Origin of the sequence: Devosia sp. Root635, from assembly GCF_001427605.1 — a bacterium.
Lineage (GTDB): Bacteria > Pseudomonadota > Alphaproteobacteria > Rhizobiales > Devosiaceae > Devosia.
In genome coordinates this window covers 26036-52033 of sequence record NZ_LMGZ01000011.1, presented here as the reverse complement: position 1 = coordinate 52033, position 25998 = coordinate 26036, and the positions used below count along the sequence as shown (strand labels likewise).

Sequence of the window (25998 nt, the reverse complement as noted above, 5' to 3'; positions counted from 1 at the left end):
CCTGCTGGTTCAGGGATTGGGATCGTTGCCCGGCTCCGGCGGAAGCTCGGGATTGATGGGCGTGGGATCCTCTATCGGCGGGGTGACCGGCAGTTCGCGCGGGCCGGGCGGCACCGGATCGACCGGTTGCGGCTGGGGCGGCTCGGGTTGCGGCACGATTTCGTCGGGCGCCTTGGGATCGATATCGGGTCTGGGCTGGTTCATGGAACACTCCTGAACCAGCAACGAGATGGGCCGGCGCCCGGTTCCGTCAGGCCGCGGCGGGCGCCCGGCGCCTGACCAGCCGTCCGTCCATGAAGATCAGGCCGATGAAGATCACCACGATACCGGCGACATGGGCCGCCTCGAAGCGCTCATGCAGCACCAGCACGCCCAGCAGGATCGCCGAAATCGGGGTGATGAAGGTGTTGAGCGAGATATTGGTGGCCCCCACACGCGGCAGCAGCCAGTAGACCAGGAGGAAGCTGAAGCTGGTCGAGAAGGCGGCGATGCCGAACAGCGCGCCCCAGGTCTCGATGCGGGTGATGACCGGCACGCCGCTGGCGAACAGGGCGATCGGGACGGAGAACAGGGCCGCTGCGGTCAGCGAGCAGGTGGCGACCGCGGCCGAGTCGATATCCTTGAAGCGGCGGGCATAGTTCAGCGTCAGCGCGTAGCAGAGCGTGGCGCCCATAGCGGCGAGCAGCCCCAGCACCTGGGCCGCGGCCCCGGCACCGAGCGAGGGCAAGGCCAGGATGAAGGCGCCGACAAAGCCGATGATGACGCCGACCACCTTGTTCCAGGTGGCCTTTTCGCCGCCGCGCCAGAGCTGGGAGACGATGACGGTGCTCATGGGGGTGAGGCCGTTGATGACGCCGACGATGGAACTGGCGACGGTCTGCTCGGCAAAGGGAAAGAGCGAAAAAGGGATGGCATAGTTGAGGATGCCGAGCACCAGCAACTGGGCATAGATGCGCCAGTCATTGGGCAGGGTCTTGCGCATGGCGAGGAAATAGACCCAGCAGATGGCGGCGCCGATGGTGACGCGGCCGGCCGAGACCCAGAGCGGGCTGATCTCGCGGATCAGGATGGCGTTGAACAGGAAGGAACAGCCCCAGACGGCGCCGAGCAGTATGATGAGCAGCCAATAGCGCAGGGGCATGAATGTTCTCCGTTTGTCCGCCTTGTAGTGGAAGCGCAGAGTCGCGTCGAACCGATTTTGACGATGGGGGCGATCAAATTCGGTGATGGACTGGTATTCGGCCAAAACTGGATCGTCACCCTCGGGCCTGGCCCGAGGGCGTTGCACTTGGAGCGTTCGATAAGTGAAGTGCCCTCGGGTCGAGCCCGAGGGTGACGCGCGGTGGGTGGGGGGCTTCAGATCGCGGTGACTTTGCCCTCGGCCAGCAACCTCAGCGCCTGCGGATAAATCCGGTGTTCCTCGACCAACACGCGGGCAGCCAGCGTGTCCGGCGTATCGTTCGGCAGAACGGGGACTTCCGCCTGAAGGATCGGAGCGCCCTCGTCGAGGCCTGATGTGACGAAATGGACGGTGCAGCCATGAACTGTTGCGCCATCGGCCAGCGCCCGTTCGTGCGTATCGAGCCCCTTGTAAAGCGGCAGCAGGGAGGGGTGGATGTTAATCATCCGGCCTTCCCACCGGGTCGCGAAATCCTCGCCCAGGATGCGCATGAAGCCGGCGAGGCAGACGATGTCGACGTCCCAGCTTTCCAGCATCTGGGTCATGACATCCTCGAACATGTCGCGGCTGGGGAACCTGCTCTGCGCCAGCGAGGCGGTGGCGATGCCCTCGGCAGCGGCAATGGCGAGGCCCGGCGCGGCGGCGCGGTTGGAGAGCACGCCGACGATTTCGGCAGGGTAATCCGGCGCCTTGGCAGCCGCGATCAACGCCGACATGTTCGAGCCGCGGCCCGAAATCAGGATGCCGACGCGCTTCCTGCTCACAGCGCCAAACTGCCATCGAAGGTGACCGGCTCGCCGGTGCGGGCGGTGAGCTTGCCGACGATGGCGGCGGTTTCGCCAGCGGCATTGAGGTGATCGACCAGCTTTTCGGCGTCGTCGGGCGCCACGGCGACCAGCATACCGACGCCGCAATTGAAGGTGCGCAGCATTTCGCGTTCGTTCATACCGCCGACATGGCTGAGCCACCCGAAGACCTTCGGAACCGTGACGGCGTTGAGATCGACATGGGCGGCGAGGTGATCGGGCAGCACCCGCGGAATGTTGTCGATGAAGCCGCCGCCAGTGATATGGGCCAGCGCCTTGATGCCGATGCCGGCCTTGAGGGCGGCGAGGAGCGGCTTCACATAGATGCGGGTGGGGGTGAGCAGGGCTTCGGACAGCGACTGGCCGGGCGCGAAGGGCGCGTCCATGTACCAGTCGATGCCGGACAGTTCGACGATTTTGCGGACCAGCGAATAGCCGTTGGAATGAACGCCCGAGGAGGCGATGGCGACCAGGGTGTCGCCCTCGGCAATGTCGGGGCGGGGCAGCAGGGTGCCGCGCTCAGCGGCGCCGACGGCAAAGCCGGCCAGATCGTAGTCATTGCCATGATACATCCCGGGCATTTCGGCGGTTTCACCGCCAATGAGGGCGCAGCCGGCAATGCGGCAACCTTCGGCAATGCCGGTGACGATGGCCGTGCCCTGTTCGACGTCGAGCTTGCCGGTGGCGAAATAGTCGAGAAAGAACAGCGGTTCGGCGCCCTGCACGATGATGTCGTTGACGCACATGGCCACCAGGTCCTGGCCGATGGTGCCGTGATTGCCGGTATCGATGGCGATCTTGAGCTTGGTGCCGACGCCGTCATTGGCGGCGACGAGCACCGGATCGGTGAACCCGGCCGCCTTGAGGTCGAACAGGCCGCCGAAGCCGCCGATTTCACCATCGGCGCCGGGGCGGCGGGTGGAGCGTACGGCGGGCTTGATGGCTTCCACCAGCGCATTGCCGGCATCGATGTCGACGCCGGCCTGCTTGTATGAAAGACCGTTTGATGTCAGGTTTTGCGGATCGGACATTGGCCTCGGGACCGTGTGGGGAAAGCGTGCGCAAAGCCGTTACCGGAAGACCAAGGCGGTTGCCAAGCCCGGAGCCGGAAGCTAGACGGCCTGATAGCTTCTCCACCACCCCGACGCAAGGGCTGCCCGGCGCCATGACACTCCGAAATCAAGTGCTGATCTGGATCACCTTCCTGGTGGTACTGGTGCTGCTGCTGTGGCTGTTCCGGGGCATTCTGCTGCCCTTCGTGGTCGGGGCGGCGCTGGCCTATCTGCTCAACCCGCTGGTCAACCAATTGCAGAAGTGGCGGTTCAGCCGCGGCTGGGCAACGGCCGTGGTGCTGCTCAGCGTCATCACCATCGTCGTCAGCCTGTTCTTCATGTTCGTGCCGCTGATCGGCCAGCAGATCATCGGGCTGATTCAACGGCTGCCCGGCTATGTCAGCGACCTGCAGGCGCTGATCACCAAATGGTCGCCGGAAATCAACGAATGGCTGGGGCCGCAGCGCGCCGCGCAATTGCAGGCCAGCATCAACGAAATGGCCCGGCAGGCGCTCGGCTTCATCGCCACCATTCCGGCCGAACTGGTCAATATCGGCTACACCAGCGCCGGCGTCATCGGCTTCACCCTGCTGACGCCGGTGGTGGCCTTCTACCTGCTGCTCGACTGGGAGGGCATGGTGCGTGGCCTGCAGGGACTGCTGCCACGGGAGCATCGCCCCGAGATCAACCAGATCCTCGGCGATATCGACAAGTCCATGGCCGGCGTTATCCGGGGTCAGGGCGGCGTGCTGCTGATCGACGCGGCCTACTACGCCACGGCACTCAGCCTGATCGGGCTCAATTTCGGGCTTGCCGTCGGGCTGATCGGCGGGCTACTCAGCTTTATTCCGTTCGTCGGCTTCGCCATCGGCTTCGCCCTGTCGGTGGGCATCGCCATCGTGCAGTTCTGGCCCAATTACTGGATGGTGGTCGGCGTCTGCGCCATTTTCCTGGGCTGGCAGTTCATCGAGGGCAATATCCTCTATCCCAAGCTGGTCGGCGGCTCGATCAACATCAACCCGGTCTGGCTGATGTTCGCCTTGCTGGCCTTTGGCGCGCTGTTCGGCTTTGTCGGCCTGCTGCTGGCGGTGCCGCTGGCCGCCATTGTCGGCGTGCTGGTGCGCTATGGCGTCGCCAAGTACAAGGCCAGCACCCTCTATCTCGGGCAGAACGGTGGCCCCGATGGCACTCCCAGCCAGCCCTGACGCGCCCAGGGGGCAATTGACGCTCGACCTGGGCCATACGGCGGCCCAGGGCGAAGCTGACTTCCTGGTGGGCGAAGGCAATGCGCTGGCGCATGGCCGCATCATGGCCTTTCCGCACTGGCCCGACCCGGTGACGCTGCTGATCGGACCGGCCAAATCGGGCAAGTCGCACCTGGCGCGCATTTTTGCCGACCGGAGCGGCGCCCGCTATGCCGGAACAGCCGACCTGGAAGCGCTGGCGACCGAAGGGGGCGTCGTGCCCGTCATCGTCGAGGATGTGGACAGGCTGAACTATGACGAGGCCGGCCTGTTCCATCTGCTCAACCAATCGATGCGCGAACAGCGGCCGATATTGCTCACGGCGCGGGAAGACGTTGCGAACTGGCCGCTGGCGACCGATGATGTGCGCTCGCGGGCCCGGCGGGCAACCGCCTACGTGCTGGAACTGACGGACGACATCCAATTGTCACAGATGTTCGTGAAACTGTTCGGGGATCGCCAGGTCAAGGTCGATCCCAGAATCATCTCCTATCTGGTGGCGCGCATGGAGCGCTCCGCCGAGGAAGTCGTGATTCTCGCCGACCTCATGGACCGGCTGGCGCTGGCCAAGGGCACGGCCATTACCCGCAGCATCGCCGCCGATGCGCTCGACCGCCGCCGGGTAGCGGGCGGCGGCGCGAGCCAGGAAACTGGACAAGAACAGGACTGGGACACAAAAGACGATGAATGAGCTGAGCGAGTTCGCCGATACCGAAGCCTCGGTCCCCGATATCGAGGCGCTGCGCAAGAGCCCGGCGCGCTTCGTCAATCGCGAGGTGAGCTGGCTGCAATTCAACATGCGGGTGCTGGAGGAGGCGGGCAACGTCAATCACCCGCTGCTGGAGCGGCTGCGCTTCGTCTCCATCTCGGCCAACAACCTCGACGAATTCTACATGGTCCGCGTCGCCGGTCTCAAGGGGCAGCTGCGGGCAGGGCTCTCCAAGCAGAGCGCCGACGGGCTGACCCCGGCCGAGCAGATGGAAGAGATCGCGACGCTCGCCCAGCATCTGCAACTGGAGCAGCAGGATCATTGGCAGAGCCTGCGCGAGGAACTGTTCGCGCAGAATGTGGTGATCCACGAGGCCGACGACCTGACGCCGGATCAGGTGAACTACCTGCAAAAGCTGTTCCGCGAGGAAATCTTCCCGGTGCTGACGCCGATCGCCGTCGATCCGGCGCATCCGTTTCCGTTCATCCCCAATCTGGGGCTGGCGCTGGCCTTCGAGCTGAAGCGCCCCGACAATGACCTGCCACTGACCGCGCTGGTCCGCATTCCCGGCAATCTCGATCGCTTCATCAACCTGCCGACCGGGCTGGTTTCGGAGGGGCGCAGCGAGGTCGTGACCATCGACACGCTGGTCAAGTTGTTCTTCCACAAAATGTTCCCCGGCCATGAAGTGGTGGGCTCGGGCGCCTTCCGGGTGATCCGCGACAGCGAAATCGAAATCGACGACGAGGCCGCCGACCTGGTGGTGGAATTCGAGACCGCCCTGCGCCAGCGCCGGCGCGGGCAGGTGATCCGGCTCGAAATCGAAAGCTCGATGCCGCGCGCGCTGAAGCGCCAGATCGGCGAGCAGATCGGCGTCAAGGAAGCCGAAGTGTTCGAGGTACAGGGGTTCCTGGGCCTGGCCGATGCGCGCAAGGTCTGCGACGTGGACCGCCCGGACCTCAAGTTCGTGCCCTATCACGCCCGTTTCCCCGAACGCATCCGCGACTATAGCGGCGACAGCTTCGCCGCCATCCGGGCCAAGGACATCCTGGTGCATCATCCGTTCGAGAGCTTCGACGTGGTGGCGCAGTTCCTGATGCAGGCGGCGCGCGACCCGGACGTGGTCGCCATCAAGCAGACGCTCTACCGCACCTCGGCCGACAGCCCGATCATCAAGGCACTGGTGCTGGCGGCAGAAGCCGGCAAGTCGGTGACGTGCCTGGTGGAACTCAAGGCCCGCTTCGACGAGGAGGCCAATATCCGCTGGGCGCGCGACCTGGAACGGGCGGGCGCGCAGGTGGTGTTCGGCTTCATCGAGCTGAAGACCCATGCCAAGCTGAGCCAGGTGGTGCGCCGCGAAAAGGGCAAGCTGGTGAGCTATTGCCATATCGGGACGGGCAACTACCACCCGATCACCGCCAAGATCTATACCGACCTCAGCTACTTCACCATCGACCCGGCGATCACCCGCGACGTGGCGCGGGTGTTCAACTTCATCACCGGCTATGCAAGGCCGACCGAGCTTGAAACCATCGCCGTATCGCCGGTCAACCTGCGGCAGACGCTGGTCGACAATATCGCCAGGGAAATTGAATTCGCCCGCAGCGGCCAGGCGGCCAGCATCCTGCTCAAGATGAATTCGCTGGTGGATCCCGAAATCATCGACGCGCTCTACGACGCCAGCCAAGCCGGGGTGAAGGTGGATCTCATCGTGCGCGGCATCTGCTGCCTGCGGCCGGGCATCCCCGGATTTTCCGACAATATCAGGGTGAAATCGGTGGTCGGGCGGTTCCTCGAACACAGCCGCATCTACTGTTTCGGCAACGGCGAAACCATGCCGAGCCCACGCGCCAAGGTCTACATTTCCTCGGCCGACCTGATGGGACGGAACCTGGATGGGCGCGTGGAAGTGATGGTGCCGATCCTCAACAAGACCGTGCATAAGCAAATCCTCGACCGGATTCTGGTTGCCTATCTCAGAGACAACCGGCAGAGCTGGGAAGTGCTGCCGGACGGCAGCTCGCATCGCGTGCGCATTGCCGAAGGAGAAGAACCCTTCAATGCGCATGACTACTTCATGACCAATCCGTCGCTGTCTGGACGCGGCAGCGCCAGCGGTGAAGGTGAAGAGGGCCTGGCTTGAATCAATTCTGGGGCGTCGATGCCGATCCGACAGCACAGGGCCGCATCAAGGGCGCCAAGCCCGTGGCCGTGCTCGATATCGGGTCCAATTCGGTGCGCCTGGTGGTCTATGAGCGCCATGCCCGCGCGCTGACGCCGCTCTACAACGAAAAATCGGCCTGCGCGCTGGGGCGCGGGGTCGGCCAGACCGGCCGGCTGGCCGAAGCCAACATGAAGCAGGCGCTGGGGGCGATCCAGCGCTTTGACCTCGTGGCGCGCATGATGCGCGTCGGCAAGGTGCATGTGTTGGCCACTTCGGCCGTGCGCGACGCCGCCAATCGGCAGGACTTCGTCGACGCCGTCGAGGCGCTGATGGACAGCAAGGTCCAGGTGCTGAGCGGCGAGCAGGAGGCCCATTATGCCGCCCTCGGCGCGGTGGCCGGCATTCCGGGCTTTTCCGGGATCGTCGGCGACCTGGGCGGCGGCAGCCTCGAATTGTCGCGCATAACCGACGGCAGCGATACCGACGGGGCATCCTTCGAGCTGGGCGTCATCCGCCTGCAGGACGATAGCGGCGGCTCGCCGGCCCAGGCCGCGGGCATCGTGCGCGAACGGCTGCAGAAATCGGCACTCCCTGGAGCTGCCAAGGGCGCGTCCTTCGCCGCCATCGGCGGCACCTGGCGCTCGCTGGCCAAGCTCCACCAGATCGCGCGTGGCTATCCGCTGCATATGGTGCAGAACTATGTCGTGCCGGCCGACGACATGATTGCGTTCTGCCAGGAGATCACCGGCGCCGCTTCGCTCAAGGCCTATAGGGGCGCCGAGCATGTCAGCTCGTCGCGCCGCGAGCTGGTGCCTTTCGGCGCCGCCGTGCTGGCCGAAGTGCTCAAGGCCGGCCAGTTCGCCAATGTGGTGTTTTCCGCCCTCGGCGTACGCGAGGGCTATCTCTACGGCATGCTCGACAAGCGCGAACGGGCCATCGACCCGCTGATCCAGGGCGCCGAGGAACTGTCGGTACTGCGCTCGCGCTCGCCGGCCCATGCCAGCGACCTGGTCGAGTTCACCGGGCAATTCCTCGATGTCTCGAGCACGGCAGAGACACGGGAACAGCAGCGGTTGCGCATCGTGGCCTGCCTGCTGGCCGATATAGGTTGGCGCTCGCATCCGGACTATCGCGGGCCGCAAAGCGTCGATGCGGTGGCCTATGGCTCGCTGACGGGCGTGGATCATCCTGGCCGCTCGTTTCTCGCCCAGGTCATGGCGGTGCGCTACGACGGACTCAAGAGCAAGGCGGCGGCACCCCTGGCGGGGCTGGGAACGGCCGAGCTGACGGCGCGCGCCAGGCTGATCGGGGCACTGTTCCGCGTGGCATACCCGATGACCGCGGCCATGCCCGGCATCCTGCCACGCATCCGCTTCGAGGTGGCGGGCAACAAGCTGTCCCTGATCCTGCCGCGCGACCTGGCGTTTCTGGATGGAGAGCATCTGCAGGGAAGGCTGGACCAATTTGCCGGCGTGGCGGGGTTCAAGACTTCGGCGGTGCGGGTGGGGTAGCGGCGAGCATCGCGTCTATCGCGGCTTCGAGGAGATCGAGATCATTCTGATAAATGTCCCACAGCGCCTGAGTGCTGGTGCGATGATAGACATGCCGTACCAGGTTCCCAATATCGGCGACTTGCTGCCAGGGTATCTGTTGCCCGTACTTCTCGCGAAGATCGTTTGGCACATACCTTGACGCTTCACTTATGATTTCAAGCAGGCGTTCGAACGCCAGCCGAAGTACGCGATTGGTCTTTATGTCCTCGACAGTCCGGCCGTCCAGGATGGTGCGGATTTCGGCAATTGCCTGACTGATGTGGTCCAGGCGCTCGCGGACAGAAACCGGCATCAGAAGACCGGCACCGCGTCGTCGAGGACGCGCTGAATAAAGTCTTCCGGTGCGTCGTCCCTGATCACGACACTGGATTCCAGGCCCACGGCGTCAAAGATGCGCCCATAGACACCCGCCGCATCGAGCAAGGAGAACTTCCGAGTCCGATCGACTTCAATCAAAATATCCACGTCGCTGTCCGGCCGATTGTCCCGGCGTGCACGTGAGCCAAACAGCATGAGGTGTCGTACTCCATCCTGTTCGAGCGCGGGTTGGAGTGCGGCCAGTTCTTGCAGCAGTTCTTCACGTCCGATGTCACGCATGCCTGAAATATAGCATCGGCGTGTGACAGTGCCAATTGCCGCCCGACTACTCCGCCGGCGTCGCGTCCTTGACGGCGAATTCCAGTACGCCCTTGCGGGTGGCGACCAGGCCGATGCGGCCGTGCTTGATATCCAGGGCCTTGTCGCCGAAGAGTTTGCGGCGCCAGCCCTTGAGGGCGGGGACATCGGCATCGTCGTCAAGCACCAGGGCGTCGATATCGTCTGATGTGGCCAGGATGCGGGCGGCGACGCCGTGTTGCTCGGCGACGGATTTGAGCAGCACGCGGATGAGATCGCCTACGGCGCCCTTGGGCGAGGGGCCGCGATAGCGTTCGGGCATAGCCGGCAATTCGGCCTTGGTGAGCGCCTCGACGTCCTTGAGGAGCGCCATGATCTCTGATGCGGCCGAGCTGCGACCGAAGCCGCGTGGCACGGCGCGGAGCTTTTCGAAAGCGTCTGCCGTCAGTGGGCGCTGCATGGCCAGCTCGAACAGCACATCGTCCTTGAGCACGCGGCTACGCGGCTGGTCACTGTCCTGGGCGCGTTTTTCTCGCCAGGCGGCGAGTTTCTTGAGGGCCGCCAGATCACGCGGACGGTTGATCTTCATCTTGAGCCGTTCCCAGGCCTGCTCGGGCTGGATGACATAGGTATCGATGCTGCGCAGCACGCCCAGTTCGTCCTCGACCCAGTCCCAGCGCTTGGTGGCATCCACCTGCTTGCGCAATTCGCGATAAATGTCGCGCAGATGGGTGACGTCGGCCACGGCATAGAGGCGCTGCTTCTCGCTGAGGGGCCGGGCCGACCAATCGGTAAAGCGGGAGGATTTGTCGAGTTCGACATTGGTGATCGAGCGCACCAGATTGTCGTAGGACACGCTGTCGCCGAAGCCGCAGACGCTGGCGGCGATCTGGGTATCGAAGATATTGACCGGCACCTTGCCGGTCAGCTTGACGAAAATCTCGATATCCTGCCTGGCGGCGTGGAAGACTTTGGTGATGCTGGGATTGGCCAGCAGCTCGAAGAAGCTCGACAAATCCAGGTCCGGCGCCAGCGGGTCGATGAGCACGGCTTCATCGTCGGTCGCGGCCTGAATCAGGCAGAGCTTCGGCCAATAGGTCGTTTCGCGCAGGAATTCGGTATCCACCGTCACAAAATCAAACTTGCCAGCGCGCTCGCAAAAAGCGGCGAGCACATCTGTGGAAACTATCAGGTCCATACCGGCGTCCGTCTCAAATTCGTCAATATTCTTCCTAGCAGGTGCAGCAGGTCCACTCCATACCGGATTTGTTGAGTGTTCCGGCAGGGTTAGCGCGCACCGCCCCGCGGCGGCCTGGCCAATGCCGGTGAAACTTGACAAGCGGGGACTCCCATGCGCTTTTCCCGCCCAAGATTCCGGCCTTTTCCCAGAGTTCCGACATGACCACACATCGCTACCGCTCGCATACTTGCGGGGCCCTCACTGCCAAGGAAGCCGGCCAGACCGTTCGCCTCAGCGGCTGGGTACATCGCATCCGCGACCATGGCGGCCTGCTGTTTATCGACCTGCGCGACCACTATGGCGTGACCCAGGCCGTCATCGACCCTGATTCTCCCGCTTTCGCCGCCGCGGAAAAGGTGCGCTCGGAATGGGTGATCCGTATCGATGGCGAGGTGAAGCTGCGCGACGCCGCGGCGGTGAACCCCAACCTGCCGACCGGCACGATTGAAGTGTTCATCCGCGAGATCGAAGTGCTGTCGGCGGCCAAGGAATTGCCGCTGCCGGTGTTCGGCGATGCTGAATATCCCGAGGACATCCGTCTGCGTTACCGCTTCCTCGACCTGCGCCGCGAGAAGCTGCATGCCAACCTGGTCAAGCGGACCAAGGTGATCGCGGCGATGCGAGCCGGGATGGCCGAGCAGGGCTTTGCCGAATATTCGACACCGATCCTGACGGCGTCGTCGCCGGAAGGGGCGCGCGATTTTCTGGTGCCGTCCCGTATTCATCCCGGCAAGTTCTTCGCGCTGCCGCAGGCGCCGCAGCAGTATAAGCAATTGCTGATGGTGGCTGGCTTCGACCGCTATTTCCAGATTGCGCCGTGCTTCCGCGACGAAGACCCGCGTGCCGACCGCCTGCCGGGCGAATTCTACCAGCTCGACCTGGAAATGAGTTTTGTGACGCAGGAAGACGTGTGGGACACCACGCAGCCGGTGATCAGGTCCATTTTCGAGCAGTTTGCCGAGGGCAAGCGGGTTACGAAAGACTGGCCGCGCATTCCCTATGACACGGCGATCCGCAAATATGGCTCCGACAAGCCGGACCTGCGCAATCCGATCGAAATGCAGGCGGTGACCGAGCATTTTGCCGGTTCCGGCTTCAAGGTGTTTGCCGGGCAGATCGAGGTCGATCCCAAGGTGGAAGTCTGGGCCATTCCGGCCAAGAACAAGGCCGGGGCCGAACCGATCGGCAGGGCATTCTGCGATCGCATGAACGCCTGGGCGCAGGGCGAAGGCCAGCCGGGCCTGGGCTACATCTTCTTCAAGGACGGGCAGGGCTCCGGTCCCATCGCCAAGAATATCGGCGAGGAACGCACGGCGGCGCTCAAGGCGCAGCTTGGGCTTGAAGACGGCGATGCCGTGTTCTTCGTCTGCGGGCGGCCGGAGAAGTTCTACCGCTTTGCCGGCGATGCCCGCACCAAGGCGGGCACCGACCTCGGCGTCATCGATACCGAGCAGTTCGCGCTGTGCTGGATCGTCGACTTCCCGTTCTACGAGTGGAGCGAGGAAGAAAAGCGCGTGGACTTCGCGCATAACCCCTTCTCGATGCCGCAGGGCGGCATCGACGCGCTCAACAGCCAGGACCCGCTGACCATCAAGGCGTATCAGTATGATGCGGTCTGCAATGGCTACGAAATCGCCTCCGGGTCGATCCGTAACCAGTTGCCCGAAACCATGGTCAAGGCGTTTGAACTGACCGGCAAGAGCCGCGACGAGGTCGAGGAGCAGTTTGGCGGGCTCTACCGGGCCTTCCAGTATGGCGCTCCGCCGCATGGTGGCGCGGCCTTTGGCGTGGACCGTATCGTCATGCTGCTGTGCGGCGTGCAGAACCTGCGCGAAATCACGGCCTTCCCGATGAACCAGCAGGCCGAAGACCTGCTGATGGGCGCGCCGAGCCAGGCATCGGCCAAGCAGTTGCGCGAGCTGAGCATCAGGCTGAACGTGCAGTAGGCGTTGCCAAGTCCTCATTCGGCTCTCCCTCCCCCTTGCAGGGAGGGTTCTCGCATATGGGCTGGCACGACCTCGCCACGTCCGCCGCGCGGCTCCTCCCCCTTGACGGGGGAGGTTGGGAGGGGGTGTCGTTTAGCCCGGATATCGGGGCTAAACATCCCCCCACCCTTGATCCCTCCCCGCAAGGGGGAGGGAGACGACTGCCAAAACCAGCTTTCGTCATCGATAGCCGCTTCCGCTGAAAATCGCGGAAGGCCGCGGGAAGCGCCGGTGGGCGAGGCAGCCCCGTCGATCAAGCCATTTGCAATCGGTTAATCAGCGTTAATGATCCGTTAAAGGCTGGTTGGTACCGATTGGTGTCGACTGGTGTTTTCGGATTCGAATCTTGAAGTCCAAATACTCTCATATCCTGACGCTGATGGGTGCGCTGCTGGCGTTCGTACCCATCGTCGCGGTGGATTATCTGCTGGACAGCTATGTCCGCGTTCGAGAGAAGATCAGTACGCAGGAATACGTTAGCGGCGTTTCCTCACAAATTGAAATCGGCGTAAACGACGCGATTTCCTCGTTGCGGCGTATCCTGGCAGAGAGCCCGTCGCTCTGCACGCCGACCTTCGTCGCCAATGTGCAGCGCGAACTCGAATCCAGTCTCAATATGAAGCAGGTGCTGGTCGAGAATTCCGACGGCGTGCAATATTGCGACGCTTTCGGCCGTACGGTGGCCTTCTCGCCGCTGTCGGAAAGCCTGCCGATTCCGGGCCATACGGAAACCATCACCCTGGTCCAGTTCGGCGACCTGGCCATGCCGGCGCTCAAGATCACCCAGACTTTCGGCCAGACGCGGCGCGTCTCGGCCTTCGTGCCGCTGATGGGGCAAACCGCGGACGGGCTGGCGCAGGGACTGGCCAGCGCCGCCATGATGCGCGTGCTGCTGACCAACGGGACGCCGATCCTGACGGTAGGCGATGCCAATGCCTTCGACCGGCGCGCATCGAGCGCCGAGTTCATCTATGCCCAGGGCTTTGCCGGCGAGCTGCCGCTCAAGGTCGAATATGCCATTCCCTTCGTCATGGCGCGCGCCACCTATGCCGACCTCGACATGGCGTTCACCGCCATTGCCTGCATTATGAGCGCCATCGTGCTGCTGCTGTCACTGGGCTATGTGCGGCGTTCGCGCGTGCCGGCATTCGACCTCGAGCGCGCCATCGCGCGCGGCGAGATCAAGCCCTATTACCAGCCGGTCATCAACCTGCGCACCGGCGAGCTAATGGGCTGCGAAGTGCTGTGCCGCTGGGAAAAGAAGAACGGGCAGGTGGTACCGCCGGGCGCCTTCATCGACTATGCCGAAGTCACCGGGCTGGCCATTCCCATGACCCTGTCGCTGATGCAGCAGGTCAAGTTCGACCTGAGCGATCTCAGCCAGATGATGCCGGACCTGAAAATCTCCATCAACCTGTTCGAGGGCCATTTCCGCGACGACAGCATCGTCGAGGACGTGCAGGCCATTTTCGGCAATTCGCCGATCAACTTCCGGCAGCTGGTGTTCGAGATTACCGAGCGCCACCCGCTGGCCAATTCGGCCGTGGCCAACAGCGTCATCGCCGGGCTGCATGCCTTGGGCACCAAGCTCGCCATGGACGATGCCGGCACTGGTCATTCCAACCTGGCCTATCTCGGCACGCTGGGCATCGACATCATCAAGATCGACCGCATCTTCGTCGACATGGTCAAGCCCGGCACCACCCAGGTTCCGGTGCTCGACGGACTGATCGCCATGGCCAAGGACCTCGATTGCGAGATCGTCGCCGAAGGCGTCGAGACCGAGGAACAGGCGCTGTATCTGCGGGCGCGTGGTGTCATACAGGCCCAGGGCTACATCTTTGCGCCGGCGCTCAAGATCGGCGCCTTCCGCGAACTGGCGACTGCGTTGCACGCCACGGCGGCGCCACGCAGCCGCATCGAGAGCATCGTTGCCAGCGCGGCGTGACGGCATTTTCGACTTTAGTTGCAGCGCTCCCCGGACTTAGTCCCTTTTCATCGGCGGCGATTGGTGGCACCAAGCAGTCCCATACTATGCCCGCCGCCACACGATGCGGGCGAGGAGGACTGCGTGACGACCGATTTGACTGAACAGCGGAAAGCCCTGCGCGAAGCCGCGCTGCACTTCCACGAGTTCCCCAAGCCCGGCAAGCTCGAAATCCAGCCGACCAAGCCGCTGGGAAACCAGCGCGACCTGGCGCTGGCCTATTCCCCCGGCGTCGCGGCGCCCTGCGAGGAAATCGCCGAGCATCCGGAGGCGGTCGCCAAATACACGTCGCGACAAAACCTTGTCGCGGTCATCTCCAACGGTACGGCCGTGCTCGGCCTGGGCAATATCGGCGCGCTGGCCAGCAAGCCGGTGATGGAAGGCAAGGCGGTCCTGTTCAAGAAATTCGCCGGCATCGACGTGTTCGATCTCGAAATCGACGAGCTCGATCCGAAAAAGTTCATCGATGCGGTGGCGCCGCTGTGGCCGACCTTTGGTGGGATCAATCTAGAGGATATCAAGGCCCCGGACTGTTTCGAGATCGAAGAGACGCTGCGCGAGCGCATGCCGATCCCGGTGTTCCACGATGACCAGCATGGCACGGCCATCATCGTCGGTGCAGCGGTGCTCAACGGACTGGAACTCAAGGGCAAGAAGATCGAGGACGTCAAGATCTGCGCCTCGGGGGCAGGGGCGGCGGCTATTGCCTGTCTCAACGTGCTGGTGGCGCTGGGCGCCAAATACGAGAATATCTGGGTCGCCGACAAGGATGGCCTGGTTACCCATAAGCGCAACGACGTCAACGACAAGTGGCGCGGCCAGTTCCGCCGCACCAGTGACGCGACGACGCTGGCCGAGGTGATCGAGGGCGCCGATATTTTCCTCGGGCTTTCGGCTGCGGGCGCGCTGAAGCCGGAAATGCTGGCCAGGATGGCGCCCAAGCCGCTGGTCCTGGCCCTGGCCAACCCCAACCCGGAAATCACCCCGGAACTGGCCAAGGAAACCCGGTCCGACGCCATGGTCTGCACCGGGCGCTCGGACTATCCCAACCAGGTCAACAACGTCCTGTGCTTTCCCTTCATCTTCCGCGGCGCGCTCGACGTCGGCGCCACCACGATCAATGAAGAGATGAAGCTGGCGGCGGTGCGGGCCATCGCCAAGTTGGCGCATGAACCGGCGCTGGAAGTCTCGCCCTCGGGCGCGCCGGCCGTGTTCGGGCCGGACCACATCATTCCCAACCCGTTCGACCAGCGGCTGATGCTGCGCATTGCGCCGGCCGTGGCGCGCGCGGCCATGGAATCGGGCGTCGCCAAGAATCCCATCAGTGACTGGGACGCCTATATGGACAGTCTCAACCGCTTCGTGTTCCGCTCGGGCCTCGTCATGAAGCCGATCATCGATCGGGCGCAGGGCCAGAACAAGCGCATCGCCTTTGCCGATGGCGAGGACGAGCGCGTGCTGCGCGCTGCCCAGGTGGTGCTGGAAGAGCGCATTGCCCGGCCGATCCTGGTCGGCCGCCCCTCGGTCATCGAGGCCCGCATCGAGCGCTTCGGCCTCAACCTGAAGCCTGGCACCGATTTCGAGATCATCAATCCCGAGGACGATCCGCGCTACCGCGACTATGTGAGCCTGTTCCACTCGCTGGTCGGCCGCGACGGCGTAACCCCCGATACGGCCCGCCAGGTGGTACGCACCAATACCACCGTCATCAGCGCGCTGGCGGTGAAGCGCGGCGAAGCCGATGCGATGATCTGCGGCTTGCAGGGCCGCTATATCAAGCATGTCCGCGACATCCGCTCGATCATCGGCCTGCAGGATGGGGTGACGGACGTCTCGGCGCTCTCCATGCTGATCATGCCGCGCGGCGCGTTTTTCCTGGCCGATACCTATGTGAACCAGGATCCGACCACCGACGAGATTGTGGGTATTGCGCTGCAGGCCCGCAACCACCTCAAGCGCTTCAATATCGAGGCCAAGGTGGCGCTGCTGAGCTATTCCAATTTCGGCTCGCGCGACGGCGACAGCGCCTTCAAGATGCGCGAGGCCTACAACAAGCTGAAGGCCATCGCCCCCGACCTGATCGTCGAAGGCGAAATGCAGGGCGACCTGGCGCTGAACCAGGAATTGCGCGAACGCTATATTCCCGACAGCGTGCTGGGCGGCGAAGCAAACCTGCTGATCTTCCCCAATCTCGACGCGGCCAACCTGTCGATGACGCTGCTCAAGGAAATGAACAACGCCCTGGCCGTTGGCCCTATCCTGATGGGCCCGCGCGCGCCGGCCCATATCCTGGCGCCGTCCACCACCAGCCGCGGCATCGTCAACATGGCCGCCATTGCCGCCACCGAAGCCATCGGGGCCGAAGCATGATCCGCCATACCGTGGTGTTTTCGCTCCGGCATGCGGCGGGATCGGTAGAGGAGGGGGCATTCCTGCGCGACGCCAGGGTGCTGGCGAAAATTCCAGGCGTGGAAAAGTTCGAGCAACTGCGGCAGGTGAGTGCGAAGAACGATTATGCCTTCGGCTTCTCGATGGAATTCGTCGATGAGGCGGCCTATGGGCGGTATAACGATCATCCGGATCATGTGGCCTTCGTGAAGGATCGCTGGATGCCGGAAGTGGCGCGGTTCCTGGAGATCGACTACGTGCCGGTTTGAGGATTCTTCACCTCTCCCCCGAAGGGAGAGGTAAGAAACCCCCCGTTAAACCCTTGTCAGGCATAGTGGCTGCGTTCAATTCCGGTTAGCCCATGCCCACCCGTCTCAAACGTCCTGCACTCTGGCGCCCGCTGGCGTTGACCGTGGCGTTGCTGGGGTTCCAAGGCTATCTTGGTTATTCCGCCATCAGCGGACAGTTCGGCATCGAGAACCGGACGCAAATCCTGCTCGATATCGACCAGCTCAAGGCCAAGTCGGCAGCGCTGCAGGCCGAGATTGACGTCTATCGACACCGCGCCACGCTGATGGATACGCGGCGGCTGGACCCCGATATCGTCACCGAGCGGGCGCGGGCCCTGCTGAACATGGCCAATGCGGACGATATCATCGTCATGGTCGACCCCAATTCAGGTAAACCACTTTCAGGTAAATTCGAAGAATTAGCTACAGACGAGTTAATCCGGCTTATCCAAGCCGATTCAACGCTCTAGCTGAAATTCATACGCCGCCGTGAGCATTGCGTTCTGTCTGTTGCTTGCACTATGATGCGCAAGTGTGGCCAGATCGGGCCAAGCGGCAAATCCATTTCGATGCGGAGCGTTCCCTCATGGCGCGTAAGGCTGTGGCCACCAAGGCCAAGACGCAATCCAACGTACCCCAATTCACCGCCGAACAGGATCTTGAAGCCTATCGCGAAATGCTGCTGATCCGGCGTTTCGAGGAAAAGGCCGGCCAGATGTATGGCATGGGCCTGATCGGCGGGTTCTGCCACCTTTATATCGGGCAGGAAGCCGTGGTCACCGGCATCACCATGGCCAGCGAAAAGGGCAAGGATGCCCAGATCACCGGCTATCGCGACCACGGCCACATGCTGGTCATGGGGCTCGACCCCAAGGGCGTGATGGCCGAGCTGACCGGGCGCCAGGGCGGCCTCAGCGGCGGCAAGGGCGGCTCGATGCACATGTTCAGCAACGAGCACAAATTCTATGGCGGCAACGGCATTGTCGGCGCCCAGGTTTCGCTGGGGGCAGGGCTCGCCTTCGCCGCCAAATACAAGGGCGACGGCTCGGTCTCGATCGCCTATTTCGGCGACGGCGCGGCCAACCAGGGCCAGGTCTACGAGACCTTCAACATGGCCAAGCTGTGGAAGCTGCCGGTCGTGTTCATTATCGAAAACAACAAATATGCCATGGGCACCTCGATCGAGCGGGCCGCGGCGACCACCGATTTTTCCATGCGCGGCGCCTCGTTCGACATTCCGGGCGAGCAGGTCGACGGCATGGACGTGCGCATGGTCTATGATGCCGCCAGGCGCGCTATCGAGCATGCCCGTTCGGGCAAGGGCCCGTTCATCCTCGAAATGCTGACGTATCGCTATCGCGGCCACTCGATGTCCGACCCGGCGAAGTATCGCTCCAAGGACGAAGTGACCAAGTACCGGCAGGAGCGCGACGCCATCGAGCAGGTCAAGGCAAGACTGATCGAGGGCGGCTTCCAGACCGAGGAAGACCTCAAGAAGATCGAGAACGATATCCGCGCCATCGTCACCGAGGCCGCCGACTTCGCCACCAACGACCCGGAGCCGGATGCGTCCGAGCTCTGGACCGATATCACCATCAGCGCCTGAGGCGATAGATGAGCATCCTGCTCGGTGTCATCGTGCTTTTTGCGGTCCTGTGCGGGATCGTGGCGGTCATGCAGGCCGTTGCCATCGTCCGCGTGGCGCCTGCCGGCGAAAACCTTGCCGGCTTCATGCCGCTGGGCTGGTGGAAATTCCGCCAGCTCGAGCAGAAGGCCGGTCCGGCGGCGGCGCAGAAGCTCAATATCTACAAGCGCGCCGTCGTCGCCTTCGTCATCTTCCTGCTGCTGGGGCTGATCCTGAGCGGATGGACGATCAACCAGGCGCCGGCTCCGGCCAGCGCTGCGGCTGAACTCATCAACGACCCGCGCGTCATTCCCGCCGAATTTGCCTTCAATACCGACCTTCGCCGCGTGGCCACCATGCCCGGCGCCCAAGAAATGCTGGAGAGCTGATATGCCCCAAATCCTGATGCCCGCGCTGTCGCCCACCATGGAAGAGGGCAAGCTGAGCAAGTGGCTGGTCAAGGTCGGCGACAGTGTCAAATCCGGCGATGTGCTGGCCGAGATCGAGACCGACAAGGCGACGATGGAAGTCGAGTCGGTCGATGAGGGCGTGGTCAAGGAATTGCTGGTCGAGGAAGGCACGGAAGGCGTGAAGGTCAATACGCCTATCGCGCTGGTGCTGGCTGAGGGTGAAACGGCCGCGGCCGCGCCGGCCGCCAAGACGGCGCCGGAACCGGCCGAGGCTCCTGTGGTAACTGCCGAAAAGGCCGCAGAGGCTACGCCGTCGGCCGCTGCCGTGCCCGCCGCACCGAAGTTCGAGGCCCAAAGCGACCCGGACCTGCCCGAAGGCGTGGAAATGGTCGAAATGACGGTTCGCCAGGCGCTGAACGAGGCCATGGCCGAGGAATTGCGCCGCGACAAGGATGTGTTCGTCATGGGCGAGGAGGTGGCCGAATACCAGGGCGCCTACAAGATCACCCAGAACCTGCTGCAGGAATTCGGGCCCGAACGCATTATCGATACGCCGATCACCGAGCATGGCTTTGCCGGCCTCGCAGTGGGCGCGGCCTTTGCGGGGCTCAAGCCGATCGTCGAATTCATGACCTGGAACTTTGCCATGCAGGCCATCGACCAGATCATCAATTCGGCCGCCAAGCAGCTTTATATGTCGGGCGGGCAGGTGAAGGCGCCGATGGTGTTCCGTGGCCCCAACGGCGCGGCCGCCCGCGTCGGCGCCCAGCACAGCCAGGACTATTCGGCCTGGTACAGCCATGTGCCGGGCCTGACGGTCATCGCGCCCTATAGCGCGGCCGACGCCAAGGGACTGCTGAAAGCGGCCATCCGCTCGCCGAACCCGGTGGTGTTCCTCGAAAACGAAATTCTCTACGGCTCGACGGGCCTGGTGCCCAAGGTCGACGACTTCCTGCTGCCGATCGGCAAGGCCCGCATTGCCCGCAAGGGGGCGGACGTCACTATCGTCTCCTTCTCGATGGGCATGCGCTATGCGACGCAGGCCACCGAGAAGCTGGTGGCGGCCGGGGTCGATGTGGAACTGATCGACCTGCGCACCCTGCGGCCGCTCGACAGCGACACGGTGATCGAATCGGTCAAGAAGACCGGGCGGCTGGTAACGGTGGAAGAGGGCTGGCCGCAGGGCGGTATCGGCGCCGAAATCTCGGCTCGCGTCATGGAACAGGCCTTCGACTATCTCGATGCTCCTGTCATGCGCGTCACCGGCAAGGACGTGCCCATGCCCTATGCCGCCAACCTTGAAAAGCTGGCGCTGCCGAACGTCGATGAAGTGATCGCGGCGGTCAACGCCGTGACCTACCGCTCGTAAGGAGAACCGGGATGCCAATCGATATCACCATGCCGGCGCTCTCTCCGACGATGGAAGAGGGCAAGCTTGCCAAATGGCATGTCAAGGAAGGCGACAGTGTCTCCTCCGGTGACGTGATTGCCGAGATCGAGACCGACAAGGCCACGATGGAAGTCGAGGCCGTGGACGAGGGCAAGATCGGCAAGATCATGGTCGCCGAGGGCACTGACAATGTGAAGGTCAATGCCGTCATCGCCGTGCTGCTGCAGGAAGGCGAAAGCGCCGATGCAGTGGCGGCGCCCAAGGCCGCTCCGGCACCCGCTGCAAAGGCGGAACCGCCCAAGGCCGATGCCGGCGCGACAACGCGCGAGAATACTGCCACGCAGGCGAATCCAAGCATCGATCGCGCCAATTTCGAACAGCGGTTCACCCAGGACATGGCAGCGGCTCAGTCCAAAGTTGCCAACAGCAATGCAGGCGCCAGCGCACCTTCCAAATCCGAAGGCGGCAAGGTGTTCGCTTCGCCATTGGCCCGACGCCTGGCGAAGGAGGCCGGGATCGATGTTTCGGCCATTTCCGGTTCGGGCCCCAAGGGGCGCGTGGTGAAGTCGGACGTGGAAGCGGCCAAGTCGGGCAAGACCCCGCTCAAGGCGGCGGCGTCTGCCCCGGCCGCTGCGCCCGCTGCTCCGGCCAGCGGCATGACCAAGGCGCAGGTGCTGGCGCTCTATTCCGAGGGCAGCTACGAGCTGGTGCCGAATGATGGCATGCGCAAGGTTGTCGCGGCGCGGCTGACCGAGAGCAAGCAGACGGTGCCGCATTTCTACCTGACGGTGGACTGCAAGATCGATGCGCTGCTGGCGGCGCGCGAGCAGATCAATGCTCAGGCTCCCAAGGGCAAGGACGGTAAGCCGGGCTACAAGCTTTCGGTCAATGATTTCGTGATGAAAGCCTGGGCGGTGGCGTTGCAGCGCGTGCCGCTGGCCAATGCGACCTGGGCGGTCGACTCCATCCTCTATCACAAGCGTTCGGACGTGGCGGTTGCCGTGGCGGTGCCCGGCGGGCTGTTTACCCCGGTGGTCAAGAGCTGCGATACCAAGACGCTGCGGGAAATCTCCGAAGAGGTGAAGGACCTGGCAACGCGGGCGCGCGGCAAGAAGCTGGCGCCGCACGAATATCAGGGCGGGGCCTCGTCGGTGTCCAACCTGGGCATGTTCGGCATCAAGGAATTCGGCGCCGTCATCAACCCGCCGCATGGCACGATCCTGGCGGTGGGCGTGGGCGAAGAACGCGTCTATGCCGACAAGGGCGAGATCAAGATCGGCCAGTTCATGAGCTGCACGCTCAGCTGCGATCACCGCGCCGTCGATGGTGCATTGGGTGCGGAAGTGCTCGGCGTGTTCAAGGGCCTCATCGAAAACCCGGTCATGATGCTGGCTTAGGAGTCATCGCGCCATGAAAACCATCCTGGCCTATGGCGACAGCCTGACCTTTGGTTCCAATCCGCAGCCCGGCGGGCCGCGGCATGCCTATGAGGACCGCTGGCCGACTGTGCTCGAGCAGGGGCTGGGCGGCAAGGTGCGGGTGATTGCCGAGGGGCTGGGCGGTCGCACGACTGCCTTCGACGACTGGACCGCCGATGCCGACCGCAACGGCGCCCGCATCCTGCCGACGCTGCTGGCCAGCCACGCGCCGCTCGACCTGGTTATCATCATGCTGGGCACCAATGACCTCAAGCCTGCCGTCAACGGCAATGCGCTGACCGCGTCCTATGGCATGCGCCGGCTGGTGCAGATCGTGCGCGGGCATTTCACCATGCTCAACGAGCCGGTGCCGGAAGTCCTGCTGGTGGCGCCGCCGCTGGTCTGTGCCACCGAAAATTCGGACATGATGGGGCATTTTGGCGGTCTGGATCACGCTTTGCTACAGGCGGGCGAACTGGCGCAGCACTATGCGCGCCGGGCGCAGGAATGGAATACCGGCTTCTTCGATGCCTCGACGGTCGCGCAACCTGACCCGCGCGACGGCATCCATCTCGACGCGGCCAATACACGCGCGATCGGCGAGGGGCTCGTGCCGGTCGTCAAATCCATGCTCTCGCTCTGAGAGCCAATCGACTTTCTGGAGGCCCAAATGGCTGACCAATATGATCTTCTCGTCATCGGCGCCGGCCCCGGCGGCTATGTTGCGGCTATCAGGGGTGCGCAGCTTGGCATGAAGGTGGGCATTATCGAGCGCGAGCATATGGCGGGCATCTGCTCCAACTGGGGCTGCATTCCGACCAAGGCACTGCTCCGCTCGGCCGAAATCTACGGCCATATGGGCCATGCCAAGGACTATGGCCTGACCGTTGAGAAGTTCAGCGTGGATATCGACGGGGTGGTGAAGCGCTCGCGCGCCATTGCCGCGCAGATGAACAATGGCGTCCAGTTCCTCATGAAGAAGAACAAGGTCGACATCATCTGGGGCGAGGCGGTCATATCAAAGCCGGGTGAGGTCAAGGTCGCGCCGACCAAGAAGGCCATTCAGCAGCCGCAGGTGCCACCTCCGAAGAATGCGCTGGGCGAGGGGACCTACAAGGCCAAGAACATTATCATCGCCACCGGCGCGCGGCCGCGCGTACTGCCGGGCATCGAGCCGGATGGCGACAAGATCTGGACCTATTTCGAGGCGATGAAACCGGCTGCCATGCCCAAATCGCTGGTGGTGATGGGGTCGGGCGCCATCGGGGTGGAGTTTGCCTCGTTCTACCGCTCGATGGGCGCCGAGGTGACCATCATCGAACTGCTGCCGCAGATCATGCCGGTGGAAGATGCCGAGATTGCCGGGCTGGCGCGCAAGCGGCTGGAGAAGCGTGGCATCAAGATATTGACGGACGCCAAGGTCGAGAAAGTCGACAAGAATGCCTCCGGAATTCTTGCGCATGTCCTGCTGAAAGACGGGAGCAAGCAGCAGATCTCCGGCGAGAAACTGATCTCGGCGGTCGGCGTGCAGTGCAATATCGAAAATCTAGGGCTGGAAACGGTCGGGGTGAAAACCGAGCGCGGGGCTATCGTCATCGATGGCTACGGCAAGACCAGCGTGGACGGCATCTGGGCCATCGGCGACGTCGCCGGCCCCCCGATGCTGGCGCACAAGGCCGAGCATGAGGCCGTCATCACCGTCGAGAAGATCGCGGGCATGAAGGTGCATGGGCTCGACAAGACCAAGGTGCCCGGCTGCACCTATTGCGAACCGCAGGTGGCCAGCGTCGGCCTGACCGAAGCCAAGGCCAAGGAAGCCGGGCGCGAGATCAAGGTCGGGCGGTTCCCGTTTGTCGGCAACGGCAAGGCGATCGCGCTGGGCGAGCCGGATGGACTGGTCAAGACCATCTTCGATGCAAAGACCGGGGAGCTGCTGGGGGCGCACATGGTGGGCGCCGAAGTCACCGAACTGATCCAGGGCTTCGTCATCGCCATGAACCTCGAAACCACCGAGGAAGAGCTGATCCACACCATTTTCCCGCATCCGACGCTGAGCGAGACGATGAAGGAAAGCGTGCTGGATGCTTATGGGCGGGCGCTGAATATCTGATTGGGGTTTGCTCCGCAGGCGCGGAGCGGTCCCCCCCCTTTGAGGGGAGGGCTAGGGTGGGGGTGTCGGAGGTTTCGCAAACACCGAGCTTGCGGAGAGCGCGACACCCCACCCCTACCCCCTCCCTAAAGGGGGAGGGGAACAAGAAAAGGAGTTATCCACATGGTCAAGGCGATCCAAGTCGGACTCGGACACTGGGGATTCAGCTGGACCAAGGAAGTTATCCCCAAAGTTCCCAACATCCACATGGTGGGCTATGTGGACAGCAGTCCCGAGGCCATCAAGCGGGTGCAGGATGAACTCGGCATCGAGGAGAAGCGCTGCTTTTTGAGTCTGGAAGAGGCTGCGCAGGGCGTCGAGGCGGACCTTGCCATCTGCACGCTGCGCACAGAAGCGCACTATCCGGTGGTCAAGCGCTGCCTGGAACTGGGCTTCAACGTCATCGTGGAAAAGCCCTTTGCCTCGACCATAGCGCAGGCCAAGGAACTGGTGGACCTGGCCAAGGCCAACGACCGCGTGCTGATGGTCAGCCAGAACTATCGCTTCCAGCCGGCGCCCATCGCGGCGGCCGAGCTGATCGGGGCGCAGAAATTCGGGCCGGTGAACCTGGTCTCCATCGACTTCCGCCGCCATGCGCCGAGCCAGGGCTATCGGTATTGGGACATGCCCGATCCGCTGCTGGCCGACATGTCGATCCACCATTTCGACCTGATGCGCATGGTGCTGAACGACAATCCCAAGCGGGTGTCGTGCCGCACCTGGAATCCGGCGGCCAGCCCGTTCGGGCACCACCCGATCGGGGTGGCGACGCTGGAATTCGAGAAGGGCACGATCGTCTCCTATCGCGGCAGCTGGATGAGTTCCGGCCCGGTGACGCCGTGGTCGGGCGAATGGACCATGGATTGCTCGGAAGGCGAGATCATCTGGAGCTCGCGCGACCATTTCATGGGCAAGGCCGGGCCGGACAAGCTCAGCCTGCGCGAGCGCGACGGGGAGGCGGTGGCCTTTCCGCTCGAAGGGATCGAGTTTGCTGACCGGACCGGCACGCTGGCTTCGATCGCCAAGGTGATCGAGACCGGTGCGATTCCGGCCCGTTTCAGCTCGGGTGAGGATAACCTGCATTCGCTGGCGCTGGTGCAGGCAACGATTCTGTCGGCCTCGCGCCATGGCGAATGGGTCGAAATCGCGGAGGTGTTGCAATGAGTGTCGGAACGACTGAACTGCTGATCTTTCTGGGGATTGGACTGGTTGCCGGGTGGCTGGCCGGGCTGGTGCTGGGTGGCGGCGGGCTGCTGCGCAATCTGATCGTCGGCGTTATCGGCGCATTCGTGGGTGGCTGGCTGTTGTCGGCGGCCAATATCTCGCTGCCCATCGGCAATGCGCTGGTCAGCCAGGTTATCACGGCCACCATCGGGGCAATCGTGGTGATTGCTGTCGCCAGGGTGATCGCGCGATAAGAGCTGGGGCTTGAAGGGCGCTCTGGGAGACGCAATATCCCGTCGAGCGTTTGAGAGGGCACGAAGAATGGCATTACCGGAACGGCAAAGTGCGGGCGGAGGCTTCACCATGGGTGGCAACAACAATCGCGCAATCCTGGTGTTTCTCGGCATCGGCATTGTGGCGGGCTTTCTCGCCAGCCTTATCGTCGGAGGCGGCGGGCTGATCACTTACCTTATCAGCGGGGTGATCGGTTCGTTTGTGGGAGGGTATCTGTTCACGGCGCTGCGGATCGATCTGGGCATCCGCAACGATCTGGTGCGCCAGATCGTGACCTCGACGGTTGGCGCCATCATCGTGGTGATCATCGCAAGACTGATCGCCTAGAAGCGGAGA

Annotated in this window: 25 protein-coding genes; 18 read left to right on the top strand and 7 right to left on the bottom strand. The window is 63.4% G+C overall.

Annotated elements, in window-relative coordinates:
* Positions 1-9: 9 nt before the first annotated feature.
* From ASD80_RS06570 to purM, 4 genes are all read right to left on the bottom strand, one after another.
* A complete protein-coding gene (locus tag ASD80_RS06570) occupies positions 10-204 on the bottom strand; it encodes a hypothetical protein (protein ID WP_056230577.1) in 195 nt (64 codons plus the stop codon).
* 46 nt (positions 205-250) lie between these two features.
* Entirely contained in the window at positions 251-1141 is an 891-nt protein-coding gene (locus ASD80_RS06565; protein ID WP_056230616.1) for a DMT family transporter, read from the bottom strand.
* 215 nt (positions 1142-1356) lie between these two features.
* Positions 1357-1896: a phosphoribosylglycinamide formyltransferase gene (gene purN / locus ASD80_RS06560; protein ID WP_056230614.1), complete on the bottom strand. Its 540-nt coding sequence runs from the start codon at positions 1894-1896 to the stop codon at positions 1357-1359.
* A gap of 44 nt (positions 1897-1940) precedes the next feature.
* A complete protein-coding gene (gene purM, locus ASD80_RS06555) occupies positions 1941-3017 on the bottom strand; it encodes a phosphoribosylformylglycinamidine cyclo-ligase (RefSeq protein WP_056230576.1) in 1077 nt (358 codons plus the stop codon).
* Between the two features lie 134 nt (positions 3018-3151).
* On the opposite strand from purM, the gene ASD80_RS06550 reads away from it, so the two are divergent.
* From ASD80_RS06550 to ASD80_RS06535, 4 genes are read left to right on the top strand one after another with little or no spacing between them, the layout of a single operon-like run.
* Complete coding sequence (locus ASD80_RS06550; RefSeq protein WP_162247327.1) at positions 3152-4243, top strand: AI-2E family transporter; 1092 nt, start codon at positions 3152-3154, stop codon at positions 4241-4243.
* Entirely contained in the window at positions 4221-4973 is a 753-nt protein-coding gene (locus ASD80_RS06545; protein ID WP_156460362.1) for a hypothetical protein, read from the top strand. The genes ASD80_RS06550 and ASD80_RS06545 overlap by 23 nt, the downstream gene beginning before the upstream one ends.
* Positions 4966-7134: an RNA degradosome polyphosphate kinase gene (locus ASD80_RS06540; RefSeq protein ID WP_056230571.1), complete on the top strand. Its 2169-nt coding sequence runs from the start codon at positions 4966-4968 to the stop codon at positions 7132-7134. The genes ASD80_RS06545 and ASD80_RS06540 overlap by 8 nt, the downstream gene beginning before the upstream one ends.
* Positions 7131-8666 carry a Ppx/GppA phosphatase family protein gene (locus ASD80_RS06535; protein ID WP_056230570.1) on the top strand — a complete coding sequence of 512 codons (1536 nt, stop codon included), beginning with the start codon at positions 7131-7133 and terminating at the stop codon, positions 8664-8666. The genes ASD80_RS06540 and ASD80_RS06535 overlap by 4 nt, the downstream gene beginning before the upstream one ends.
* On the opposite strand, the gene ASD80_RS06530 is transcribed toward ASD80_RS06535, so the two are convergent.
* From ASD80_RS06530 to rnd, 3 genes are read right to left on the bottom strand one after another with little or no spacing between them, the layout of a single operon-like run.
* Positions 8638-9000: a DUF86 domain-containing protein gene (locus tag ASD80_RS06530; RefSeq protein WP_056230568.1), complete on the bottom strand. Its 363-nt coding sequence runs from the start codon at positions 8998-9000 to the stop codon at positions 8638-8640. The genes ASD80_RS06535 and ASD80_RS06530 overlap by 29 nt on opposite strands.
* Positions 9000-9305 carry a nucleotidyltransferase family protein gene (locus ASD80_RS06525; protein WP_056230567.1) on the bottom strand — a complete coding sequence of 102 codons (306 nt, stop codon included), beginning with the start codon at positions 9303-9305 and terminating at the stop codon, positions 9000-9002. Before ASD80_RS06525 ends, ASD80_RS06530 begins: the two co-directional genes overlap by 1 nt.
* Before the next feature lie 46 nt (positions 9306-9351).
* Entirely contained in the window at positions 9352-10521 is a 1170-nt protein-coding gene (rnd, locus tag ASD80_RS06520; protein ID WP_056230565.1) for a ribonuclease D, read from the bottom strand.
* Between the two features lie 200 nt (positions 10522-10721).
* On the opposite strand from rnd, the gene aspS reads away from it, so the two are divergent.
* The 14 genes from aspS (at position 10722) to ASD80_RS06450 (ending at position 25989) form a co-directional block, all read left to right on the top strand.
* On the top strand, positions 10722-12509 hold the full coding sequence (gene aspS, locus ASD80_RS06515) for an aspartate--tRNA ligase (protein ID WP_056230564.1): 1788 nt from the start codon (positions 10722-10724) through the stop codon (positions 12507-12509).
* A gap of 385 nt (positions 12510-12894) precedes the next feature.
* Positions 12895-14496 (top strand): EAL domain-containing protein, encoded by a 1602-nt coding sequence (locus ASD80_RS06510; protein ID WP_156460361.1) that lies wholly within the window; start codon positions 12895-12897, stop codon positions 14494-14496.
* Positions 14497-14619: 123 nt separating this feature from the next.
* On the top strand, positions 14620-16905 hold the full coding sequence (locus ASD80_RS06505) for an NADP-dependent malic enzyme (protein ID WP_056230559.1): 2286 nt from the start codon (positions 14620-14622) through the stop codon (positions 16903-16905).
* Complete coding sequence (locus ASD80_RS06500) at positions 16902-17192, top strand: Dabb family protein (protein ID WP_056230557.1); 291 nt, start codon at positions 16902-16904, stop codon at positions 17190-17192. Before ASD80_RS06505 ends, ASD80_RS06500 begins: the two co-directional genes overlap by 4 nt.
* Positions 17193-17284: 92 nt before the next feature.
* Positions 17285-17683, top strand: coding sequence for an FtsB family cell division protein (locus ASD80_RS06495; protein WP_056230555.1), 399 nt, complete (start codon positions 17285-17287; stop codon positions 17681-17683).
* A gap of 116 nt (positions 17684-17799) precedes the next feature.
* Positions 17800-18819 carry a pyruvate dehydrogenase (acetyl-transferring) E1 component subunit alpha gene (gene pdhA, locus ASD80_RS06490; RefSeq protein WP_056230611.1) on the top strand — a complete coding sequence of 340 codons (1020 nt, stop codon included), beginning with the start codon at positions 17800-17802 and terminating at the stop codon, positions 18817-18819.
* An 8-nt stretch (positions 18820-18827) separates the two neighbouring features.
* Positions 18828-19226, top strand: coding sequence for a hypothetical protein (locus ASD80_RS06485; protein ID WP_056230553.1), 399 nt, complete (start codon positions 18828-18830; stop codon positions 19224-19226).
* 1 nt (position 19227) lies between these two features.
* Positions 19228-20616 carry a pyruvate dehydrogenase complex E1 component subunit beta gene (locus ASD80_RS06480; RefSeq protein WP_056230549.1) on the top strand — a complete coding sequence of 463 codons (1389 nt, stop codon included), beginning with the start codon at positions 19228-19230 and terminating at the stop codon, positions 20614-20616.
* A gap of 11 nt (positions 20617-20627) precedes the next feature.
* On the top strand, positions 20628-22034 hold the full coding sequence (locus tag ASD80_RS06475) for a pyruvate dehydrogenase complex dihydrolipoamide acetyltransferase (protein WP_056230547.1): 1407 nt from the start codon (positions 20628-20630) through the stop codon (positions 22032-22034).
* Positions 22035-22047: 13 nt separating this feature from the next.
* Complete coding sequence (locus ASD80_RS06470) at positions 22048-22698, top strand: SGNH/GDSL hydrolase family protein (protein ID WP_056230545.1); 651 nt, start codon at positions 22048-22050, stop codon at positions 22696-22698.
* A gap of 27 nt (positions 22699-22725) precedes the next feature.
* Positions 22726-24165, top strand: coding sequence for a dihydrolipoyl dehydrogenase (gene lpdA / locus ASD80_RS06465; protein WP_056230543.1), 1440 nt, complete (start codon positions 22726-22728; stop codon positions 24163-24165).
* 162 nt (positions 24166-24327) lie between these two features.
* Positions 24328-25368: a Gfo/Idh/MocA family protein gene (locus ASD80_RS06460; protein WP_056230540.1), complete on the top strand. Its 1041-nt coding sequence runs from the start codon at positions 24328-24330 to the stop codon at positions 25366-25368.
* On the top strand, positions 25365-25622 hold the full coding sequence (locus ASD80_RS06455; protein WP_056230538.1) for a GlsB/YeaQ/YmgE family stress response membrane protein: 258 nt from the start codon (positions 25365-25367) through the stop codon (positions 25620-25622). The genes ASD80_RS06460 and ASD80_RS06455 overlap by 4 nt, the downstream gene beginning before the upstream one ends.
* Positions 25623-25731: 109 nt before the next feature.
* Positions 25732-25989 carry a GlsB/YeaQ/YmgE family stress response membrane protein gene (locus ASD80_RS06450; protein WP_056230536.1) on the top strand — a complete coding sequence of 86 codons (258 nt, stop codon included), beginning with the start codon at positions 25732-25734 and terminating at the stop codon, positions 25987-25989.
* Positions 25990-25998 lie beyond the last annotated feature (9 nt).

Bases quoted from the DNA above. Each gene is read 5' to 3' on its own strand.
- ASD80_RS06570 (WP_056230577.1), bottom strand. From the start codon at position 204: ATGAACCAGCCCAGACCCGATATCGATCCCAAGGCGCCCGACGAAATC.
- ASD80_RS06565 (WP_056230616.1), bottom strand. From the start codon at position 1,141: ATGCCCCTGCGCTATTGGCTGCTCATCATACTGCTCGGCGCCGTCTGG.
- purN (WP_056230614.1), bottom strand. From the start codon at position 1,896: ATGTCGGCGTTGATCGCGGCTGCCAAGGCGCCGGATTACCCTGCCGAA.
- purM (WP_056230576.1), bottom strand. From the start codon at position 3,017: ATGTCCGATCCGCAAAACCTGACATCAAACGGTCTTTCATACAAGCAG.
- ASD80_RS06550 (WP_162247327.1), top strand. From the start codon at position 3,152: ATGACACTCCGAAATCAAGTGCTGATCTGGATCACCTTCCTGGTGGTA.
- ASD80_RS06545 (WP_156460362.1), top strand. From the start codon at position 4,221: ATGGCACTCCCAGCCAGCCCTGACGCGCCCAGGGGGCAATTGACGCTC.
- ASD80_RS06540 (WP_056230571.1), top strand. From the start codon at position 4,966: ATGAATGAGCTGAGCGAGTTCGCCGATACCGAAGCCTCGGTCCCCGAT.
- ASD80_RS06530 (WP_056230568.1), bottom strand. From the start codon at position 9,000: ATGCCGGTTTCTGTCCGCGAGCGCCTGGACCACATCAGTCAGGCAATT.
- ASD80_RS06525 (WP_056230567.1), bottom strand. From the start codon at position 9,305: ATGCGTGACATCGGACGTGAAGAACTGCTGCAAGAACTGGCCGCACTC.
- rnd (WP_056230565.1), bottom strand. From the start codon at position 10,521: ATGGACCTGATAGTTTCCACAGATGTGCTCGCCGCTTTTTGCGAGCGC.
- aspS (WP_056230564.1), top strand. From the start codon at position 10,722: ATGACCACACATCGCTACCGCTCGCATACTTGCGGGGCCCTCACTGCC.
- ASD80_RS06500 (WP_056230557.1), top strand. From the start codon at position 16,902: ATGATCCGCCATACCGTGGTGTTTTCGCTCCGGCATGCGGCGGGATCG.
- ASD80_RS06495 (WP_056230555.1), top strand. From the start codon at position 17,285: ATGCCCACCCGTCTCAAACGTCCTGCACTCTGGCGCCCGCTGGCGTTG.
- pdhA (WP_056230611.1), top strand. From the start codon at position 17,800: ATGGCGCGTAAGGCTGTGGCCACCAAGGCCAAGACGCAATCCAACGTA.
- ASD80_RS06485 (WP_056230553.1), top strand. From the start codon at position 18,828: ATGAGCATCCTGCTCGGTGTCATCGTGCTTTTTGCGGTCCTGTGCGGG.
- ASD80_RS06480 (WP_056230549.1), top strand. From the start codon at position 19,228: ATGCCCCAAATCCTGATGCCCGCGCTGTCGCCCACCATGGAAGAGGGC.
- ASD80_RS06475 (WP_056230547.1), top strand. From the start codon at position 20,628: ATGCCAATCGATATCACCATGCCGGCGCTCTCTCCGACGATGGAAGAG.
- ASD80_RS06470 (WP_056230545.1), top strand. From the start codon at position 22,048: ATGAAAACCATCCTGGCCTATGGCGACAGCCTGACCTTTGGTTCCAAT.
- lpdA (WP_056230543.1), top strand. From the start codon at position 22,726: ATGGCTGACCAATATGATCTTCTCGTCATCGGCGCCGGCCCCGGCGGC.
- ASD80_RS06460 (WP_056230540.1), top strand. From the start codon at position 24,328: ATGGTCAAGGCGATCCAAGTCGGACTCGGACACTGGGGATTCAGCTGG.
- ASD80_RS06455 (WP_056230538.1), top strand. From the start codon at position 25,365: ATGAGTGTCGGAACGACTGAACTGCTGATCTTTCTGGGGATTGGACTG.
- ASD80_RS06450 (WP_056230536.1), top strand. From the start codon at position 25,732: ATGGGTGGCAACAACAATCGCGCAATCCTGGTGTTTCTCGGCATCGGC.